We start from the raw sequence: 16,054 nt of genomic DNA, 5'->3' as shown, positions 1-16,054 counted from the left end.
GGGTACGGCGTCGTGACAAAAAGGCGTTCCTCCGACGGTGCGTGAGTGAAACCGTTCGACACGTCCAAAACGACGGCGAAAAAGCGGGTCAGCAGGGCGGCTTACTGTCGAATCCGAGCGCCGATACCGAGCAGCGCGGCGACCAGCGCCGCGGTGGCGCCGAAGCCGGGTACGCTGTCGTCCTCGCCGTCGCCGTCCTCGACGTCGTCGGCGCTCTGAACCGCCACGTTTCGCTCCGAGAAGTGGTCGACCGCGACGAGCACGTCGGCGGCCGCCGACGCCTCGCTCGAGGAGGTCACCATGTAGCGGGGCTCCTCGCCGATGCCGCCCTCGAGTTCGCCGTACGAGGAGGCTTCGGCGGCGGCCTCGCCGTCGACGGTCACCGCGAGGTCCTCGGCGCTCCCGACGGCCTCGAGCGCGGCCTCGGAGACGGAGACGATGACGACCTTCCCCTCGCTCTCGGCGCGTTCGACGGTCATCTCGAGGCGTTCTTCGGCCTCGGCGCTGGCCTCGACGGTGGTGTCGTGGCCGTAGGTCGCGACGTCGGCGACGCGCTCGCCGTCGACCTCGTCGGCGTAGACCTCGGCGGTCGCCGTTCCCTCGGCGATCAGCCGTTCCTGCTCGACGGCGTCGTCGTCGCGTTCGCCGTCCGCGTACGAGCGGAAGACCAGCGTCGAGTCGCCGGCGAGATCGGCCGTCACGTCGCCGTTCTCGTTGACCGCGACGTCGCCGTCGCCGGCGACGACCAGCACGCCGGTGCGGTTCTCGGTTTCGACGAGGACGCGGTCGTCCTCCTCGCTTGCCGAGGCGTTGCTCTCTCCGGAGAGGTTCAGTTCGACGTACTGCTCTTCGCCGCCGGCGTCGACGGTCAGGATGCCGCGCTCGGTGTCGTGAGCGGACAGCGACGCGGACCCGTCGGTCGCGACGTCGGCTCGCGTCTGGCTCCGGGCGTCGATCTCGAGCCCGAGCCCGGCGAGGTTCGCCACGGCCGAGAGCTCGGCGTCGGCACCGAGGCCGGTTCGGCTCTGGTGGTCGCTCTGGCTGGCGACGGTCACGTTCTCGAAGACCTCCTCGCCGCCGACGCGGTAGTCGACGAGGGAGTTGCTCGAGGTCTCGAACGCGACGTGGGTGCCGACGTAGCCGTCGGCCGTCGCGTTCTGCGCGGTCATCGCGTTCGATTCGGAGGGCTGTGTCGCGCCCGCAGCGCCGCCGACGACGGCGACCGACAGGGTCGCCATCGTGACCAGCGCCGCGAGTGCAACGGCTGCGATTCGGTTCATTGCACTCGATCCGATCTCACCGGGGTTTCAAAGTCCTTCTGACAATGCCGTCCACATGTGTGAGTGGATCGCTCACATCTGTTCGGTCACTGAATCGATTCCTATTCGGCCGTGAAATCTGGTGAGCGGAGCGAACTGCGGAACGGAACGAACTGTGAAAACGGATCGAACGCGTCAACGGGGAAGTGCGTCAGCGGAGCGAACCGCGTGAAAAGCGCGAAACCGGATACAGCGGCGAGCCTGACCGACTCGCGAGCGAGTCGCAGTTACTCCTGCACTCGAGCGAGCAGGCCGGCGACGCCGATCGCGACGACGGCGACCGCGACGCCGAAGCCGGGCATGCTGTCGCCGCCCGTGTCGTCGGCGCCGTCATCGTCGGCACTCCCGTCGTCTCCGTTGCCGCCGTCGTTCGCCTCGCTCTCGTCGGTCTCGGTCGTGTCGTTCGTCCCGTCCGAACCGTCGCCGTCTCCGCCGTCGATCGTCGCCGTGCGCTCGGAGAAGTGGTTCACCGCGATGTAGACCGTCGCTTCGCCGGAGGCCTCGCTCCGCTGGACGACCATGTATCGCGATTCGTCGCCGTTGATCGCCCCCTCGAGTTCGCTCTTGGAGCTGACCTCGACGGCGGCCTCGCCGTCGATGCGGACCTCGAGGTCCTCGAGGGTACCGACGGCCTCTTCGGAGACGGTGGTCATCACGACCGTCCCCTCGTGGGTCGCGCGGTCGATGGTCACGTCGACCCGATTGCGGGTCTCGGTGGCGACCTCGGCGCTGGTCTCCTGCCCGTAGGTGACGGCCTCGCCGACCGCCTCGCCGTCGCGCTCCTCGACGTGGACCTCGACGGCTGACTCGCCGTTGGCGATCAGCGACTCCTCGTACTCGGCCTGTTCGTCGCGCTCGCCGTCCTCGTAGGAGCGGAACGCCAGCGTCGAATCGCCCTCGAGCTTGGCGGTGACGTCGCCCTCCTCGTTGACGGTGACCTCGCCGTCGCCGACGACGAGGAAGACGCCCTCGTGGGAGTCGCTCTCGACGCGGACGCGCTCGCCTTCCTCTTCCGCCGTCGCACTGGCGGCGAGGTCGGCCTTCACGACCTGGTTCTCGCCGCCGCTCTCGACGACGAGGGTTCCGCGTTCGGTGTCGTGGGCCGACAGCGTCGCGCCGCTCTCGGCTTGCACCTGTGCGCTGGTCTCCGACTGGGCGCCCATCGAGAGGCCCGCGCCCTCGAGGGACGTCAGCACCTCGAGGTCGATTTCGGCGCCCACGTCGGCGCCGGTAGCGGCCTCGCTCTCGGACTGGACGGCAACCGAGGAGAACGTCTCCTCGCCGCCGACCCGATAGTCGACGATCGAGTCGCCCTCGACCGAGAACGAGACGTGGCTCCCGGCGTATGCCTCGGATCCGGTCCCGGTACTGGTCGCGTTCGATTCTGCAGCGCCCGTCGACGACGCACCGGCGGTGGCTCCGAACGCCACGCCGACGGCGCTCGTCACCACGAGCAGTGCGAGTACGGCTGCACCAATCCGATTCATGACGGCCTTACTTTCACAGTATATTATAAAAGGAGTTTTGGCAAGACCGTCAAAATGAGGGGCCCCGAGCCCCGGGTCGACCCGTCGTGACGGGATCCGTGCGACGACCGTCGGTTCCCGCGGGTTATCGGGAGATCGATTGGCCGCCGTCTTTCACGACGGCGTCGACCTCCTCCTTGGAGACGAGCGCGACGTCGCCGGGAATCGTCCGCTTGATCGCCGCGGTCGCCGTGCCGTACTCGAGGGCGGTGGGGACGTCGTCGCCGTGGAGCCGGCGAGCGATGAAGGCGCCGGTGAAGGCGTCGCCGGTGCCGATCGGCGAGACGGTGTCGGTCTCGTAGGCGTTCTGCTCGTGGACGACGCTGTCGTGCCAGCCGACGACTCCGTCGGCGCCGCGGGTGACGACGACCGTCGTGAAGTCGTACTGGGAGCCCAGTCGGTGGGCCAGCTGGCGCGGGTCGCCCTCGAAGCCGAGGACGGTCCGGGCGTCGCGGGCGGCGATGACCAGGACGTCGATCCCGGGGAACAGCTTCGTCAGCGTCTCGTGGGCCTCGTCGGGCGACCAGAGCTTGCGTCGGTAGTTGAAGTCGAAGGCGGTCGTCGTTCCCCCCTGTCTGGCCGCCTTGAGCATCTTCATCGTCGTCTCCCGGAGCGTCGAGGACAGCGCGGGCGTGATCCCGCTCGTGAAGAAGACGCGGGCGTCCTGAATCCGTTCGATGTCGAACTCGCGGGCCTCGGCCGTCGAGACGGCGGTGTTCTCCCGATCGTAGATCACGTTCGTCCCGCGGGGTTCGCCCCCTTTCTCGAGGTAGTAGGTCCCCTGCCGGCCCCGGTGGCTCCAGACCACGTCGGCCTCGATCCCGTGACTGCGGATTTCGCCGACGACGCGCCGGCCCAGCGGCGTCTCGGGCACCTTCGACAGCCAGGTCGCCGTCGCCCCCAGCCGGCTCGCGGCGATCGCGACGTTGCTCTCCGCGCCCGCCGCCATGACCTCGAAGTCGCTCGCGTTCTCGAGTCGCTCGTTACCCGGCGGCGACAGCCGGAGCATCGTCTCGCCGAACGTGACGATATCACTCACGGGTCGGCCCCCCGGACCGCCCCATTGCTCGTGTGTGCGTCGTCCATACTCCGTGCAACGGACGGCTCCGGTATAAGTTATGGCGACGAGTTAACCATCGCGTAAGAACCCCGGGACGGGCCCGGATCTCGCGTCGAGGCGGCCCAGGTCAGCTCCCGATCGGCGAGTCGACCGTCACGATCACCGTCGAATCGGCGTCGGAACCGTCGTCGCCGTCGGAACTTGCGGCGACGTCGCGGTCGCAGTCGCGTTCGAGGTCGATGTCCGCGCCGAACGCCTCGAGCAACGCTCGATTCGCGGCCACGTGGTCGGTTACGGCCGGAATTCGGAGGCGACCGCCCGCGAGCGCAAGGAAGACGAGCAGCTGGTCGGCCACGTGTCGGTCGACGGGCGGCGCCGGCGCCGACGCGTCCGCTCCCTCCCGGTCGAGAAACCGGTTCGCGGCGTCGGCGGCGTCCTCACCGACTCGCTCGGCCGGCTTGCCGCGCTCACCCAGCGCCGTGAAGCCGGCGATCCCCGTTCCGTGATCGATCCGGAGCACGATCGCCGACCCCGGCGAGGGGCTCGCGACCGCTCGCTCGCGCCGCTCGAGGACTTCGAGATCGGAATCCAGCCGCTCGAGCGCGCCCTCGGCCTGCCGGTGGGCGACGTCGCGGTCGGCCAGCGACTCCGACTCGGTCGAGTAGAGACGGACCCCCTCGAGCGATCCCCGCTCCACGAGTTCGATCGGCTCGATCTGCGAGGGATCGAGGTCCATCCGCACCCGGCCGCCGCCGTCGGGGTAGAATCCCCGGCGGTCGGCCTCGCAGGTCGCCTCGAGACCGAACTGGCGGAGCAGCGGCAGTTTCACGCGCCGAACGTAGTCCAGCGGCGGCGACCACGCCACGTCGGTACCACCGGTGGCGGTCACCGTCAGCCGATCCTCGAGGACGGTCGCCAGCGGCAGGAGGGCGTCGAACAGCAGCGTCGCGCTCCCCGCGGTGCCGATATCGACGGCGTACTCCCCGCCCGGGAGCGATCCCCGCCCCCGCCCGCTCCAGCCCGTCGCGTCCGGCGTCGACTCGAGGCCCGGATCGAATTCGATCGTCTCCGTGCCCAGTTCCGCCCCCGAGACGTCGGCGTCGCAGAGTTCGGCCAGCGTCTCGAGGACGGCCAGATGCTGGTGGCGCAGTCCCGGCGTGGACCGGTTCCCGCGGACGTTCTCGATGCGGACGGGCTCGTTCTCGAGGATCGAGAGCGTGAGCGCGGTGCGGACGAACTGTCCGCCCGCGTTCGCGCCGTCGAGTTCGCGCACGGTAGTCACGGCCGGCGAAACGGACTCGAGCACCGTACCGGTGCCGATGTTAGCCGGTATCGTTGCCGGTGACGGCCGGTGGCCACGCGCCACCGAGCTACGAGGTCCTGTCACGGGGCTCGACTATCAGTCCGAGTAGCCGTAAAACCGCAGGAGGACGACGATGGCGGCCGTTGCAGGCCGGGCGGTTACGACTTCCGAACGACAATCGCCGCGTATGTCGGAACTCAGCGATCGGTTGCTCCTTCTCGTCATCGCGGGGACGGGGTTGATCGTCTTCACGGTCGGCTGGGCGGGCGGACTGGTCGAGTCGAAGGCGCTCGGCGAGTGGCAAACCGTCCTGATCGTCGCCCTCGCACTCGTGGCGATCCTTCTTCTGGTCGGACTCTGGAAGGAGTTCGACCTCATCGACACCAGGGACCAGTAACACCGACGCGGGCCGCTCGAGGGCCGAGCGATCGACGACCGTCACCCCTGATGACCCGGATAATCGCGCTCGAACCGATCCTCGAGTTCTCGCTCGTCGAACCGAACGATCACCGGCCGGCCGTGCGGACAGGCGTACGGGTTCCCGCAGTCGTCTAACGCCTCGAGGAGGTCGACGACCGATCCCTCCGTCAGCGACGTGTTCCCCGTGATCGACGGGTAGCAGGCCAGATCGCCGAGGAACTCGTCGGCCAGCGCGTCGACCGTCTCCGCGCCGGCCTCGCGGTCGCCCTCGACGAACGACGTGAGGACGTCCCGCAGGCGCTCGGGCGCGATGGTCTCCTCGAGCACCGCGGGCACCGTCGTCACGGCGACGGTCCGGTCGTCGACCCGGTCGGCGTAGAACCCCAGCCGCGAGAGCGCCTCGCGGTAGTGTTCGAAGGCCTCGGCCTCGGCGGCGGTCAACTCGAGTTCGACCGGCTCCGCGAGCGCCTGCGCGGCGGGGTCGTCGGCGAACGCCCGCTGCAGGCGCTCGTAGTTGACCCGCTCGTCGGCGGCGTGCTGGTCGATCAGGACGAGGCCGTCGTCGGTCTCGCAGACGAGGTAGGTGTCGTGAAGCTGTCCGAGCACCCGCAGCGCGGGCAGCGACTCGAACTCGGTCCCGTCCCCGGTCGCCGGTTCGCCCGACAGCGTCCGCTGTTCGGTGGCCGCGTCGAACTTGCGCCGATCGCCCGTTTGTTCTCGGTTGGACCGTCCACGGTCGGCGCTCCCGTGATCCGCGCTCGAGTCCGCTCGAGACGTCGTCGATCCGGTCGTCGGAGCGGTACTCGCGGGAGTTCCGGATGACCCGCTCGAGTCGTCGCTGGCCGGCTCGCTCGAGGTACTTTCCGCTGACGTACTCGAGGGACTGCCGGACGTACCACTCGATGAACTACCGGACGGACCGCTCGAAGCGGTTCCCGACGGACCGCTCGAGGCGCTCCCGGCTGACGGCGTCTCGTCCGAATCCGTCGTCGAACCGGCGTCGGCGGACTCTGCATCGACTGCCGACGCCGACCGCGACGAGGCCGCTGCGGTGTCGTCGGCCGTCGATTTCGACGGCGACCCGGCTCCCGACGTCGATTCGCTGTCGGCCTCGAGCGCCGCCGGAAGGTCGTCGGCCGTCGGTTCGTCCTCGGACTCGCGAGCGTCGCCGGGATCGACGCGGGCCTCGCCGGGTGCCGACCGACCGCGGGGCGCCCGCGAGCGCAGGAGGCCGTGCTCGAGCAGCGCCGACTCGACGGCGGCGTCGACCTGCCGGCGGACCGAATCGTCGTCGTCGAACCGCACCTCGCGTTTGCGCGGGTGGACGTTGACGTCCACGGAGTCGCCCGGAACGTCGAGAAAGAGCGTCACGAACGGGTAGCGGTCGCCGCCCAGTTGCGCGCCGTAGGCGCCCATGATCCCCTCGCGGATGGCGTCGGCGGTCACCGCCCGCCCGTTGACGTACGTCGCGAGGTACTCGCGGCTCGAGCGGTTGGTTTCGGGGTGGGAGACCAGCCCCGAGACCGAGTCGAGCGGCCCCGGGGGTAAATCGTCGCCGTCGGCCTCGACGGGGATCATCGCGGAGGCGACCTCCCGTCCGTAGACCGCCATCACTGCGGCCTGCAGATCGCCCTGTCCGGTCGTCGCGAACACCTCGCGCCCGTCGTGGGTCAGCGAGACCGCCACGTCGGGGTTCGCGAGCGCGTACCGGGTGACGATCCGGTTGACGTGGGCGAACTCCGTGGCCGTCGTCTTGAGGAACTTGCGGCGGGCGGGCGTGTTGTAGAAGAGGTCCTCGATCTCGACGATCGTGCCCGCGGGACAGCCCGTCGGTTCGACGCTCGTCACCTCGCCGCCCTCGTAGACGAGTTCCGTCCCCGCCTCGTCCGCGGCGCCGTCACGCGGGTGCGAACGGATGGTCATTCTGGAGACGGAGCCGATGGTGTGCAGCGCCTCGCCCCGAAAGCCCAGCGTGGCGACGCCGGACTCCAAGTCCTCGAGCCCGTCGATCTTGCTCGTCGTGTGTTCGCGGACGGCCGCGCGGAGGTCGGTCTCGCTCATCCCGCGGCCGTCGTCGGCCACTCGGATCAGGTCGGTCCCGCCCGCCTCGACGGTGACGTCGACGCTCGAGGCGTCGGCGTCGAGGCTGTTCTCGAGGAGTTCTTTCACGGCGCTCGCGGGTCGCTCGACGACCTCGCCGGCGGCGATGCGGGCGACAGTGTCCTCGTCTAGCTGACGGATCTCGGTGTCCTGTGGTGGCTGATCGGTCATGGCTCGATAGGCGGCTGGGATCGAACGGCGGACTCGCGGTCCGGTCCGGGACCGCGAGACGGCGATCGACCGCGTTCGATTCCGCGCGTTCGGTTCATTGCGGTCGCTCTCGCTCGAGCGAGGTTAAACTGTGGGTTACTGCCCGGTCGGATCGACGGCCGCACTCGCGGTTGCCGCGATGGCGACTATTCGCCGCCCTCGAGCAGTCCGTCCACTGCGTTCCCGATCGCGTTGCGACCGTCCGCGGGCACCTCGACCAGCGGCGGTCGGACGGCATCCGAGGGAAGCAGGCCGCGGTGCTCGAGCGCGGTCTTCGTCGCCGGCGCGAACCCGTGGGCGGCGCAGGCGTCGAACAGCGGCGCGATCGCGTCCTGCAGTTCCGCGCCGCGGTCGTCGTCTGCGGTCTCGTACAGTTCGCCGTACTGCGCCGGCGCGACGTTCGAGAGCGCGTTCAGGCCGCCGTCGGCGCCCATCCGCAGCGCGGGGACGAGCAGCGCGTCGTACCCCTGTAGCACGACGAACTCGTCGGGCGTTCGCCGCACGACCGAGAGGAAATACTCGAGGTCGCCGCTCGAGTCCTTGATGCCGACGACGTTCTCGTGGTCGGCCAGCGCCGAAATCGTCTCGACGGCGATCGAGCCGCCGGTACACGGCGGGATGTTGTAGAGCAGGATCGGCAGCGGGGAGCGGTCGGCGACGGCCTCGAAGAACCGCCGGTTTCCGGCGGGGTCGTTGGGCCCGTGGAAGTACGGCTCCGTGACGACCGCGGCGTCGGCGCCGATCTCGGCGGCGTGCTCGGCGTAGGCGACGGCCTCGTCGACCGTCGTGGCCGCAGCGCCCGCGAGCACCGGAACCTCGCCGCCGGCCGCGTCAACCGCGATCTCGTGGACGCGCCGGCGTTCCGCGGGCGCGAGGCTGGCGAACTCGCCCGTCGTGCCGCAGGGAAAGAGGCCGTCGATGTCGTTCTCGAGGAGGTGCTCGATCAGGTCGCGGAACGCGGGTTCGTCGACGTCGCTCGAGTCGGGTTCGAAGGGGGTGACGAGGGGCGTGGTGATTCCCTCGAGCGCCTGCTGGAGATTCATACGTTGGTGTTTTCGGGTGGCTGCAAAAACGTACGTGCTCTCGATTTCGATTCGGGAGCGCTCGAGGTGGTCGCGGTGACTCGCTCGAGCAGAGTACAGTGCAACCGGCGTTCGTCCCGAAGTGGTCTCGAACGTGATGATCAACAGGTCTTCCGCTCGCGTGGCAACGGGGATTTCCACACCCTCCCCAGCCGATTCGTTCGGTCGTGGTTCGAGAGACCAAAGGTCTCTCGTCATCACGAAAGACGCTTCGCGTCTTTCGAACGACTGCGCTCCCTCACTCATCCCTCGCACGGGATCAGACCGCGGTTCGCTATTGGCTCACCGCGGTCCTGCGCGCGCCGCGTGGAAAATAGACGAAATCGCGCTACTCGAGCCCCAGATCCTGTGACATCGAATTCCCGGCCCGCGGAACGCCCTTCACCGTCACGGTCTCGCCGTTCATGAACGAGGCGGCGGGACTGACGAGGAACTGGACCACGTCGGCGATCTCTTCGGGATGGCCGATGCGGCGCTCGGCCTGTTCTCGAGGCGGCATGTCCTCGCTGTCGATGCCCAGCGTCTCGGCGACGCCGGGGGTCTGGATCAGGCCCGGCGCGACGCAGTTGACGCGGATGTCGTGTTCGGCCCACTCGACGGCGAGCGTCTCGGTCAGGCGGATGATCGCCGCCTTCGACGCGCCGTAGTGGCTCTCGCCGGGCGCGGCGTGCTGGCCGTTGACCGACGAGAGGTTGATGATGGTCCCGCCGTCGCCCTCGCGCATGACCTCGCCCGCGAGTTGGGTGCAGTGGACCGTGCTGTTGAGGTTGAGGTCGACGATGGTCTGCCAGCCGTTCGCCGAAATCTCCTCGAACGGGGCGACGAACTCGCCACCGGCGTTGTTGACCAGCACGTCGATATCGCCGAACTCGTCGACGGTTTCGTCGACGAGATTCTGGACCTGGTCGCGCTCGCGGACGTTACACTCGACGGCCAGCGCGTCGCCGGTGCTCGCGGCGTCGTTGATTTCCTCGGCGACGGGACCGACCCGATCCATCGATCGCGAACAGATCGCGACGTCTGCCCCGCCGGCCGCGAGGGTCTTCGCGATCGATTCCCCGATACCCTGACTCGCGCCGGTGACGATAGCCGTCTTCCCGGATACGTCGAATTCCGCTTCGTGCATCGTGCTAACTCGTGTCCCATCGGACCATAGGTGTACCGATCTGACGCGGTCGCCGTCGGGCGATCGAGCGAACAACGCTCCCGCCGGCGCCGGCGGCGGGCACACTCGCGTGGGACATGGTGGCGATTGACAGCAGCGGTCTTTTCGGCCTCGCACGCCTCGAGTCGGTATGGATGCGCGACGGATCTACGCCGTCGCTCGAGACGTCGTCGCCGTCGTCGACGAGCACAACGTGACGTTCATGGCGGGCAGCATCGCCCACGCCGCCTTTCTCTCGCTGTTGCCGTTGCTCCTCCTGCTGTTTATCGTCGCGGGTGCGGTCGGCAACGAGTACCTGACCGAGCAGATCGTCGTGATGGCGCGGGATCACCTCAGTCCCGCCGGACAGGGGCTGGTCTACGAGGCGCTGACCCACGCCTCCGAGCGCGGCGGCGCGTCGCTGATCGGCCTCGTCTCGCTGCTGTGGGGGATGCTGCGCATCTTTCGGGGGGTCACGACCGCCTTCGACGAACTCTACGCGGACGGCGAGAACTCGTTCCCCGAGAAGGTCGTCAACGGCGCCGTCGTCTTCGCGGTCATCCTGATCGCCACCGTCGGTGCCGGCTTCGGGACGACGACGCTGGCCTCGGTCGATAACCCCGTCGTTCAGGCGGCGACGCCGATCGCCCTGTTCGTCGCCCTCTCGGTCGGATTCTTCCCGATGTACTACATCTTCCCGGACCCCGACGTGTCGGTTCGCGAGGCCCTCCCGGGAACCCTCATCGCCGCCGGAGGGTGGGTCGTCCTCGAGACCGTCTTCGGGGTCTACGTGGGGCTGGTCAACACCGTCGGCACGTTCGAGACGTTCGGCGCGATCATCCTGTTGCTCATCTGGCTCTACGGGAACGCGTTAGTCCTGCTGGTCGGCGCGGCGGTCAACGTCGTGATCGGGGGCCACCACGCGACCGACCGCGAGGACGGCTCCGGCGCCGACGACGGTGCGGCGCAGGACACGCTCGGCGCGTGAACCGTACTTATCCGCGCGAGAGTTCGATCCGAATCGTCGTTCCATCCGGGCCCGTCTCCTCGACGGCGATCGTCCCGCGGGAGAGGGAGACGATCCAGTGAACGAGCCAGAGTCCCATCCCGAGGCCGTGGTAGAGCGGTTCGACCGTCCCGTCGCCGGCGATGATCCGCCGCTCCGCCTCGGGGAGGCCGGGACCGTCGTCGCCGATCCGCAACAGGACGGTGTCGGGCCGGCGCTCGACGCGGAATTCGACGGGCGTCGACTCCCGGTCGCCGTGGACGACGCCGTTCGCGAGGAGTTCGCGAATCGCCGTCTCGAGCGCCGGGATCGCGACGACGGTCGCGTCGAAATCTCCCGCGAGCGCGACGTCGGCGTCGGGGTAGTCCGCGCGGACGCTCCGACACGATCGGCGACACAGCGGCTCGAGTGCGATCGGTTCCGGCGTCGGTCGCTCGCTCAACAGCCGGACGATCGATCGGTGCTTGTCGGTCAGGCCGAGCAGCCGGTCGACCTCCTCGACGATCGTCTCGGCGGCGCCTTCGGTCTCGCCGGACGACTCCTCGCCGAGCTGTTCGGCGGTCCCCCGAATGATGCTCATCTGGTTGGCGAGGTTGTGTCGCAGGACGCGGTGGAGCACGCGGAGCTGTCGCGTCGCCTCCTTGCGCTCGGTGACGTCCTGCTGGAACCCGACGTAGTTCGTCACGTCCCCGTTCTCGTCGGCCACCGGGGCGACGGTGACCCGGTTCCAGAACTCGCTGCCGTCCTTCCGATAGTTGCGGAGTTCGACCGTGTTCGATCGTTCCCCGTCGATCGCCGCGCGCAGGTCGGCGACCGGCTCGGGCTCGGTTCGGTCGCCCTGGAGGAACCGACAGTTCCGCCCGAGAATCTCCGCGCGGGAGTACCCGGTGAGCCGTTCGAACTGGTCGTTCGCGTAGACGAGGGGGTTGTCCGGCTGCTCCGGATCGCTGAGCGTGATCCCGATCGGCGCCTCGTCTATCGCCCGGTTCTTCAACTCGAGTTCGTCCTGTCGCTTCGTTCGCTCGGTGATGTCCCGAACGAGCCAGAGGCGGCCGTACTGCGTTCCCGCGTCGCTGCGAACCGGCGTCGAGTAGAGCTCGAACACCCGGCCGTCCTCGAGCGCGAGCTCGTCGTGACTCGTTTCCGCGGGGTTCTCGGTGAGCTGTTCGACCCGGCGGACGAACGCCGCCGGATCCGCGACCCGGTCGCGAATGCGTTCGAGGACGGCGTCGCCGCGGGGCGACTCGAGTCCGTCCGCCGAGAGGTCCCACAGGTCGCGAAACCGGGTGTTCCAGGAGCGAAGTTCGCCGCCGTCGCCGACGACGAGGACCCCGTCGGGCATCGCCTCCTGCTGGGCCTCGAGGAGCGACCGGCGGAACTCGAGTTCCCGTCGCTGCTCGGCGCTGCGGTGGTTGCGCAGGGCTCGATGGACGACGTCCGCGACGTCGCCGGCGAACTGGATCTCGGCGTCGGTCCACTCGCGGGTCCGGCCGACCTGTTCGTGACAGACGACGCCGATCACGTCCCCTTCCGACCGGAGCGTCGCGTCGAGCAGCGAGTCGATCGCCTGCGGCTCGAGGTAGTCCGCCGTCAGTTCCCGCGTTCGCGGATCCGAGCGGGCGTCGACGGCGCTGATCGATCGGTTCGTCCGCAACGCCTCGAAGTACGCGGGATAGTCGGCCGAGACCAGTTCCGCGCCGCCGGAGTGGTCGTCCGTGCGGTCGTCGTAGCGGTCGACACAGCGGAGGCGGTCGCCGCCGTCGTCGAACAGCCAGACGCTGACGCGAGTCGCGCCGACGATTTCGGTGGCCGTCTCCGTGATCGAACGGACGGCGGCCTCGAAGGCGCCCTCGACGACGTCGTCGTCGGTCACGAGGTCGAGGACCGCCTCGTGGTAGCGCTGCCGCCGTCGTCGCTCGTCGGACTCGTCGTCGGCGGTCATCGGAATACGCCCTATTTCGTCACGGGTCGAATGAAGGTTTGGGCCCGTCCGATTCGTTCCCGGACCACGAGGGAATCAGCGATCCGTCTCCTCGAGTCGCTCCTGGAGCTCCTGGACCGTCGAGACGAGTTCGATCGGCGGCGTCGTGTTGACGTCGATCGACTCGAGTTCCTCGAGGACGGCCTCGGCGGCGGGATCGAGCGCCTGTCCCTCGGGGCTGGGCTCCGCCGGGCCACCGTCGGTCGACGCCGCCTGCGTCCGGGACCGTCCCTGATCTCCGTCGCCCGCCTGCGGTTGCGTCTGCATCGTCCCGCTCCCCAGATCGAACACCGCCTGCACGGGTTCGCTCGAGGTCCCGCCCTTCGCTTCGATCGCTTTCTCCTCGCGGAGGCGCTCGAGAACCTCCCTCGAGCGATCGACGACGGGGTCCGGCACCCCCGCGAGGTCGGCGACGTGGATCCCGTAGGAGCGGTCCGTCGGGCCGTCCCGAACCGTCCGGAGGAAGGTGACGTCACCGTCGCGCTCGTCGGCCGCGATGTGGACGTTCGCGACTCGCGGGAGGTTCTCGGCGAGCCCGGTCAGTTCGTGGTAGTGGGTGGCGAACAACGTCTTCGCCCGTACTTCGTTGTGTAGATACTCCGTGGCGGCCCACGCGATCGAGATGCCGTCGTAGGTCGCCGTCCCGCGGCCGACTTCGTCCAGAATGACGAGGGAGTCCTCGGTCGCGGTGTGGAGGATGTTCGAGAGTTCGCTCATCTCGACCATGAACGTCGACCGCCCCTGCGCGAGTTCGTCGAGCGCGCCGACGCGGGTGAAGATGCCGTCGACCAGCCCGATCTCGGCCGACTCGGCGGGGACGAAGCCGCCGATCTGAGCCAGCAGGACGATGCAGGCCACCTGTCGCATGTAGGTGGACTTCCCGGACATGTTGGGGCCGGTGACGACGAGGAAGCCGCGATCCTCGTCCAGTCGGACGTCGTTCGGGACGAACTCCGTCGTCTGCTCGACCACGGGGTGGCGGCCCTGCTCGATCTCGAGGCGATCGCCCCGATGCAGTTCCGGCTGAACCCACCGATTCTCCGCGGCGTGGGTCGCCAGACTCGCCAGCGCGTCGACGGTCGCCAGCGCCCGGCCGACGTCCTGCAGCAGTTCGGCCCGCGCTGCGACCTCCTCGCGGAGTTCTTCGAACAGTTCGTACTCGAGGTCGCCCCGTTGCTCCTCGAGGCGCAGGATTTCGCGCTCCTTCGCCTCGAGTTCGTCGGTGGTGAACCGCTTCGAGTTCTTGAGCGTCTTGATCTCCTCGTAGTGGTCCGGAACGCCGTCGGCCGCGGACTTGCCGACCTGGATGTAGTAGCCGTCGGTCTTGTTCCGGTCGACGGTCACGTGGCTCAGGCCGTACTGCTCCTTCTCGCGGTCGGCGAGGGTGTCGAGCCAGCGCTTGACCTCCTCGTGGCGCTCGATCACCTCGTCGAGGTCGTCGTCGTACCCCCGCTGGAGGAGGCCGCCCTGCGTGACGGTCGACGGCGGCTCGTCGGCGATGGCCTCCTCGAGGGCCTCCCGCAGTTCGCTGGCGGCCTCCCGGTCGGGCCGGTCGACGATTGCCGACAGCGGCGACGCCGCGAGGTCGGGGTTCGACTCGATGGTTTCGGCGAGCGCGGGCAGAACCGCGAGCGTCCCCCGCACGGAGAGCAGGTCCCGCGCGTCGGCGCTGCCGTGGCTGGCCTTCGAGGCCAGCCGCGCCAGATCGTAGGCGTCGCCGAGTCGGTCCTGCAACTCGTCGCGGGCCAGCGCCGCCGACGACAGCGCCGCGACGCTCTCCTGGCGGCGCTCGAGGGTCTCGAGCGACCGTCTCGGCCGCTGGAGCCACTCCTTGAGCAACCGCCCGCCGGCGCTGGTCTCGGTGTGGTCGATCGTCGCGAACAGCGAGCCCTCGCGCTCGCCCTGCATGGTCTCGGTCAACTCGAGGTTGCGCTGGGTGGTCGCGTCCAGCGTGACGTGGTCGTCGCCGTGGTGGGCCTGGATGCGGGTCATCGAGGCGAGCACGCCGGTACCGGTCTCCTCGACGTAGTCCAGGATCGCCCCGGCGGCCGCGAGCGTCGAGTCGCCGACGGCGAGGCGGTCGACCGTCTCCTCGCCGAACTGCTCGCGGACGGTGTGGGCCGCTCGCTTGGGCGCGAACGCCTCGGTCTCGTGGAGCGTGAGCGCGGCGTCGATGCGCTCGCGGACCAGCCCCAGCAGGTCGTCGTTCGTTCGCACGTTCGGGCCCGGCAGCACCTCGACGGGATCGAACCGGTACAGTTCCGTCAGCGCGTCGTCGGCGTCGTCGGCGTCGGCCACGAGGAACCGCCCCGTGGTCACGTCCGCGAAGGCGAGGCCGTAGCCGTCGCCGGTCCCGCTCGAGCCCCTACCGCCTCCGTTGCTCCCGCCGGTCCCGTCGACGACCGCCGCGAGATACTGCGCGTCGGCGTCGCTCGTCTCGAGTAGCGTCCCCGGCGTGACGACGCGGACGACCTCGCGCGCGTGCCCGGAGTCGGTCTCGTACTGGTCGGCGACGGCGACGCGGTAGCCGCGCTCGACCAGCGCCTTCAGGTACGGCGTCAGATCGTCGACCGGCACCCCGGCCATCGGATACGACGAGCCGTGGGAGGACTTCTGGGAGACCTTGAGATCGAGTTCGTCGCTGACGGTCTCGGCGTCCTCGCCGAAGAACTCGTAGAAGTCACCGCACTGCATCGTCAGCAGATCGGCGTCGGTGTCCTCCTTCAGTGAGAGGAACTCCCCGACGATACCCGTCGCCTCTGTCATAGGCGGAGACTGTCCCTCCACCGCAAAAACCCTGCGGGATCCGCGGTGGCAGTGATGGGGCGGAAGCCGTTCGACGGACTCCTCGCCGTCGGCGAGGGTGCGACGGTCGATCGCCGCGTGCGCCGCCGACCCGCTGG

Annotated in this window: 11 protein-coding genes; 2 read left to right on the top strand and 9 right to left on the bottom strand. The window is 69.0% G+C overall.

All coding sequences use genetic code 11. The features are described from left to right. Positions 1-101 precede the first annotated feature (101 nt). The 4 genes from J0X25_RS22095 to rtcA all read right to left on the bottom strand — a co-directional run bounded on the left by J0X25_RS22095 (position 102) and on the right by rtcA (position 5,187). Complete coding sequence (locus J0X25_RS22095; RefSeq protein ID WP_207289628.1) at positions 102-1,280, bottom strand: hypothetical protein; 1,179 nt, start codon at positions 1,278-1,280, stop codon at positions 102-104. 266 nt (positions 1,281-1,546) lie between these two features. Next, entirely contained in the window at positions 1,547-2,806 is a 1,260-nt protein-coding gene (locus J0X25_RS22090) for a PGF-CTERM sorting domain-containing protein (RefSeq protein WP_207289626.1), read from the bottom strand. Positions 2,807-2,930: 124 nt separating this feature from the next. Next, positions 2,931-3,884 (bottom strand): bifunctional 2-dehydro-3-deoxygluconokinase/2-dehydro-3-deoxygalactonokinase, encoded by a 954-nt coding sequence (kdgK1, locus tag J0X25_RS22085; RefSeq protein ID WP_207289618.1) that lies wholly within the window; start codon positions 3,882-3,884, stop codon positions 2,931-2,933. Between the two features lie 148 nt (positions 3,885-4,032). After that, the gene (gene rtcA, locus J0X25_RS22080; RefSeq protein WP_207289616.1) at positions 4,033-5,187 is read right to left on the bottom strand and encodes an RNA 3'-terminal phosphate cyclase; all 1,155 of its coding nucleotides are present in this window, start codon (positions 5,185-5,187) and stop codon (positions 4,033-4,035) included. Positions 5,188-5,395: 208 nt separating this feature from the next. Between rtcA and J0X25_RS22075 the strand changes: the two genes are divergently transcribed. Further along, complete coding sequence (locus tag J0X25_RS22075; protein WP_207289614.1) at positions 5,396-5,605, top strand: hypothetical protein; 210 nt, start codon at positions 5,396-5,398, stop codon at positions 5,603-5,605. 41 nt (positions 5,606-5,646) lie between these two features. Here J0X25_RS22075 and mutL read toward each other — a convergent pair whose 3' ends face one another. From mutL to J0X25_RS22060, 3 genes are all read right to left on the bottom strand, one after another. Continuing rightward, positions 5,647-7,899, bottom strand: coding sequence for a DNA mismatch repair endonuclease MutL (gene mutL / locus J0X25_RS22070; RefSeq protein WP_207289613.1), 2,253 nt, complete (start codon positions 7,897-7,899; stop codon positions 5,647-5,649). A gap of 185 nt (positions 7,900-8,084) precedes the next feature. After that, positions 8,085-8,981, bottom strand: a complete 897-nt coding sequence (locus J0X25_RS22065; RefSeq protein ID WP_207289611.1) for a dihydrodipicolinate synthase family protein — start codon at positions 8,979-8,981, stop codon at positions 8,085-8,087. A 367-nt stretch (positions 8,982-9,348) separates the two neighbouring features. After that, on the bottom strand, positions 9,349-10,146 hold the full coding sequence (locus tag J0X25_RS22060; RefSeq protein ID WP_207289609.1) for an SDR family NAD(P)-dependent oxidoreductase: 798 nt from the start codon (positions 10,144-10,146) through the stop codon (positions 9,349-9,351). 169 nt (positions 10,147-10,315) lie between these two features. Between J0X25_RS22060 and J0X25_RS22055 the strand changes: the two genes are divergently transcribed. Then, complete coding sequence (locus J0X25_RS22055; RefSeq protein ID WP_207289607.1) at positions 10,316-11,152, top strand: YihY/virulence factor BrkB family protein; 837 nt, start codon at positions 10,316-10,318, stop codon at positions 11,150-11,152. 7 nt (positions 11,153-11,159) lie between these two features. On the opposite strand, the gene J0X25_RS22050 is transcribed toward J0X25_RS22055, so the two are convergent. Both J0X25_RS22050 and mutS read right to left on the bottom strand, forming a co-directional pair. Beyond that, entirely contained in the window at positions 11,160-13,112 is a 1,953-nt protein-coding gene (locus J0X25_RS22050) for a PAS domain-containing protein (RefSeq protein WP_207289605.1), read from the bottom strand. Between the two features lie 75 nt (positions 13,113-13,187). After that, on the bottom strand, positions 13,188-15,917 hold the full coding sequence (gene mutS / locus J0X25_RS22045) for a DNA mismatch repair protein MutS (protein WP_207289603.1): 2,730 nt from the start codon (positions 15,915-15,917) through the stop codon (positions 13,188-13,190). Positions 15,918-16,054 lie beyond the last annotated feature (137 nt).

It is taken from the genome of Haloterrigena alkaliphila (genome assembly GCF_017352155.2).
Lineage (GTDB): Archaea > Halobacteriota > Halobacteria > Halobacteriales > Natrialbaceae > Haloterrigena > Haloterrigena alkaliphila.
The sequence above is the reverse complement of the archived record's forward strand: the minus strand, read 5'-3'. Positions and strand labels throughout refer to the sequence as shown.

What these genes read in the sequence shown, in the direction of transcription:
- J0X25_RS22055 (WP_207289607.1), top strand. Translation starts at nt 10,316, where the DNA reads ATGGATGCGCGACGGATCTACGCCGTCGCTCGAGACGTCGTCGCCGTC.
- J0X25_RS22090 (WP_207289626.1), bottom strand. Translation starts at nt 2,806, where the DNA reads ATGAATCGGATTGGTGCAGCCGTACTCGCACTGCTCGTGGTGACGAGC.
- mutS (WP_207289603.1), bottom strand. Translation starts at nt 15,917, where the DNA reads ATGACAGAGGCGACGGGTATCGTCGGGGAGTTCCTCTCACTGAAGGAG.
- J0X25_RS22095 (WP_207289628.1), bottom strand. Translation starts at nt 1,280, where the DNA reads ATGAACCGAATCGCAGCCGTTGCACTCGCGGCGCTGGTCACGATGGCG.
- J0X25_RS22060 (WP_207289609.1), bottom strand. Translation starts at nt 10,146, where the DNA reads ATGCACGAAGCGGAATTCGACGTATCCGGGAAGACGGCTATCGTCACC.
- mutL (WP_207289613.1), bottom strand. Translation starts at nt 7,899, where the DNA reads ATGACCGATCAGCCACCACAGGACACCGAGATCCGTCAGCTAGACGAG.
- J0X25_RS22050 (WP_207289605.1), bottom strand. Translation starts at nt 13,112, where the DNA reads ATGACCGCCGACGACGAGTCCGACGAGCGACGACGGCGGCAGCGCTAC.
- J0X25_RS22075 (WP_207289614.1), top strand. Translation starts at nt 5,396, where the DNA reads ATGTCGGAACTCAGCGATCGGTTGCTCCTTCTCGTCATCGCGGGGACG.
- J0X25_RS22065 (WP_207289611.1), bottom strand. Translation starts at nt 8,981, where the DNA reads ATGAATCTCCAGCAGGCGCTCGAGGGAATCACCACGCCCCTCGTCACC.